We start from the raw sequence: 3674 nt of genomic DNA on the forward strand, positions 1-3674 counted from the left end.
GCCAGCCCGCCGGCATCCTGCTGGGCAGCAGCGAGGCCGGGGCCCGCATTCTGCTCGAAGTGGAGCGTGAAGGCAAGCTGCTGCGCCAGGAATGGCTGACGCTGGCCGCCAACGAGCAGCGCCGCCTGAGTATCGAAAGCGGCCCGGCCACGGCCTTGGGCCCGCTCTACATTCATACCACGCAGGTGCGCGACGGCCGCCTCTACCGCCACGATGCCACCGTGCAGGTGGCCGAGCAGCCGCAGCCGCTGCAAGTGTCCGTCGCCACGTTCCGCGACCGGCTGCAGCCGGGGCAGAAGGAAACCTGGCGCGTCAGCATCCGCCGGGACAACGGCCAGCCTGCCGAGGCCGAGCTGCTGGCCATCCTCTACGACCAGAGCCTGGATATTTTCCGGCCGCACAGCTTCATGGGGCTGGATTTTGGGCAAGGGTATTACCCGGCGCGGTTTGGGTGGATGGGTGCTTTCGAAGATATGAATTCGGAAATGATGTTCGGTGAGGAGAATTCAGGTGAGGATGAACCGGTGCGGTATCCGGAATTAAAAAGTTGGGAAAGCAACGTGGAAGAAGTGCCTGACCAGGAAGAGCTGCGGGATAAGGTAGTAAGCCGGGTGACCGTGCAAGGCAATGCGAACATGGACATGGCGGCTGCCCCTGCTCCAATGGCCGCAAGAATGAAGTTCACGCCACCCGTCATCAAAAAGGACGAAGAGGTTAAGATATTATCAGGGCGGGGCTATGTTAATGGAGGCGAAACGGCTGCCGCCCCCGACCTTTCCACCATTGCCGCCCGTTCCGATTTCCGCGAAACAGCCTTCTGGCAGCCGGCTTTGCGCACCGATAAGAACGGCGACGTGGTGCTCGAATTCCAGATGCCCGAGGCCGTGACGCGCTGGCAGCTGCTGGCCCTGGCCCACGACCGAGCCCTGCACAGCGGCCAGCTGGCCCGGCAGCTCGTGACGCAAAAGGAAATTCAGATTACGCCCAACGCCCCGCGCTTCCTGCGGCCCGGCGACACCTTCACCTTCCCCGCCAGATTCTCGAACCTGACCGACCACGCCACCAGCGGCACCGCGCAGCTCGTGCTGCTAGATGCCGCCACCGGCCAGGACCTCACCGCACAGCTGCTGAAGTCGCCGGCGCAGCAGGCTGTGTCGGCCGCCGCGCACCAGAGCGCCGCCTTGGGCTGGGAGCTGAGCATTCCGGCCGACTTCGCGCCCGTGGCCGTGACGTACCGCGTGGTAGCGCAAAGTCAGGTGGCAGGTAGCAGTGAACAGTTAACCGATAAGCGAAGCAAGCGGGCCAAAAAACTCAACCCTCAACCCTCAACCCTCAACACTTATTCCGACGGCGAGGAAAACACCCTGCCCGTGCTGCCCAACCGCGTGCTCATCACCGAGAGCCTGCCGCTGCCCATTGTGGGGCCGGGCACCCGCGAGTTCGAGCTGCGCAAGCTCACGAGCACCAGCAGCCCCACGCGGCGCAACTACTCGCTCACGCTCGAAATGACGGCCAATCCCGCCTGGTATGCCGTGCAAAGCCTGCCCTACCTGATGGAGTACCCCTACGAGTGCTCCGAGCAAACCTTCAGCCGCCTCTACGCCAACCTGCTGGCGGCGCAAATCCTCAAGGCTAACCCGCGCTTCAAAACCGTGCTGGCCGAGTGGACGCGCCAGGCCCAAAACGGCACCGCTGCTCAGAAAAATGCCCTCGAAAGCAAGCTGGCCCAGAACCAGGAGCTGAAGAACCTGCTGCTGCAGGAAACGCCCTGGGTGCGCGACGCGCAGGGCGAAACCGCCCGCCTGGCCCGCCTCGCCGAGCTGTTCGACGCAGGTCGCCTGCAAGCCGAAACCCAGCGCGCCCTGCTGAAGCTCCAGCGCCAGCAACTGCCCAACGGCGCGTTCCCGTGGTTCGAAAAAATGCCGGAAGACCGCTACATCACCCAGCTCATCGTGGCCGGCTTCGGCAAATTGAAGAAGCTGGGCGCGTTCGATGCCAGCCAGGATGCTACCGCCCGTGGCCTCCTGCAAAATGCCCTGCGCTACCTCGATGCCGAGCTGGCCGCCGACTATGCCCGCCTGCGCCGCGAAAAAGGCGTGAAGCTGGCCGATAACCACCTCTCCGACGAGCACGTGCAGGCCCTGTATGCCCGCAGCTTCTGGCCGCAGCAGCCCGAAGCGCCCGCCGCCAAAACTGCCTTCGCCTACTACCGCACGCAGGCCGCCAAATTCTGGCCCGCCCAAACCCGCTACCTGCAAGCGCAAATCGCGCTGGCCCTGTTCCGCACCGACACAAAAGCCCCGGCCGCCGCCGACATTCTCCGTGCCCTCACCGAAAACGCCTTGCATTCGCCCGAGCAGGGCATGTACTGGAAGGAGGTGCGCGGCGGCTACTATTGGCGCGAGGCGCCCACCGAAACCCAGGCCACCCTCATCGAAGCCTTTGATGAAGTGAAGAACGACCAGAAAGCCGTGGATGAGATGAAGCTCTGGCTGCTGAAGCAGAAGCAAACCCACAGCTGGGAAAGCACCCGCGCCACTGCCGATGCCTGCTACGCCCTGCTGCTGCGCGGCACCGACTGGCTGGCGCCCACCCAGCCCCTGCAAGTGCGCGTGGGCGGCCAGGAGGTGAAACCTGAAGCCGCGCAGGCCGGCACTGGCTATGTCAAAACCACCTGGCCCGCCGCCGAAATCAAGCCCGCGCAGGGCAAAGTCAGCATCAGCAAGCCCGATGCGGGCGTGGCCTGGGGCGCGCTTTACTGGCAGTATTTCGAAGACCTCGACAAGGTGACGGCCGCCGCCACGGCCCTCAGCCTCGAGCGCCAGCTCTACCGCGAAACGCCAACCGCCGCCGGCCCCGTGCTCGAACGGCTCACGCCCGCCACGCCCCTGCAAGTGGGCGACGTGCTGGTGGTGCGCCTCGTGTTGCGCACCGACCGTGCCCTCGAATATGTGCATCTCAAAGACCAGCGCGCCGCCGGCCTCGAGCCCATTGCCCAAACCAGCGGCTACCGCTACCAGAACGGCCTGGGCTACTACGAGAGCCCGCGCGACGCGGCCACCAACTTTTTCCTGAGCGAAGTGCCGCGCGGCACCCACGTGTTCGAGTACCGGCTGCGGGCTGCGCAGGCCGGCGATTTTTCGGGTGGCCTCAGCCAGGCGCAGTGCCTGTATGCTCCCGAATTTGGAACCCAGTCGGCCGGTACCCGGTTGCGGGTGAACCCATAGCCCGGTTTTGGGCGATTAGGATGAAAACGGCCATTAGCGGGCGTAAACGGTCATTCCGTCGGGCTGGCGCGGTTTCGGCTTGCATTTAATTGGGGCCGGATGTAGCTTTGTTATTCGGTTAATTTACTTTATTCCTCTATGAAGCATCTAGTTGTCCTTTTATCGTTGCTGCTGTGGGCCGGCAGCGCGCAGGCCCAAAATGAGAAAGCTGTACCGGTTACCAAGCTGCCCGGTGAAGAAAATCTAAGCCTGCGCGAGCGCGCCGAACGTGACTTCCTGATGCCGGTGCGCCGGAAAAAGATTGTCAGCGAAGCCCCCAAAGCTGCAACTGAAGACAACACCGCCGCTCCCGAAACCGACGCCACCGCCCACTACTCCGAAGCCACCGACGAAGCCGCGGGCACTGCCCGCACCGCCCGCGCCTACGAGGCCCGCCACGCCGAAGCC

2 protein-coding genes are annotated in these 3674 nt (G+C 64.2%); both read left to right on the forward strand.

Going from position 1 to position 3674, the window contains the following annotated elements:
- A partial coding sequence (locus ACYVDE_RS17205; RefSeq protein ID WP_460502778.1) for an alpha-2-macroglobulin family protein occupies positions 1–3227 on the forward strand: 3227 nt, incomplete at its 5' end.
- A 138-nt stretch (positions 3228–3365) separates the two neighbouring features.
- Positions 3366–3674, forward strand: a 309-nt coding sequence (locus ACYVDE_RS17210) for a hypothetical protein (RefSeq protein WP_460502779.1), incomplete at its 3' end; no start/stop codon positions are given.

It is taken from the genome of Hymenobacter agri (assembly GCF_054778495.1).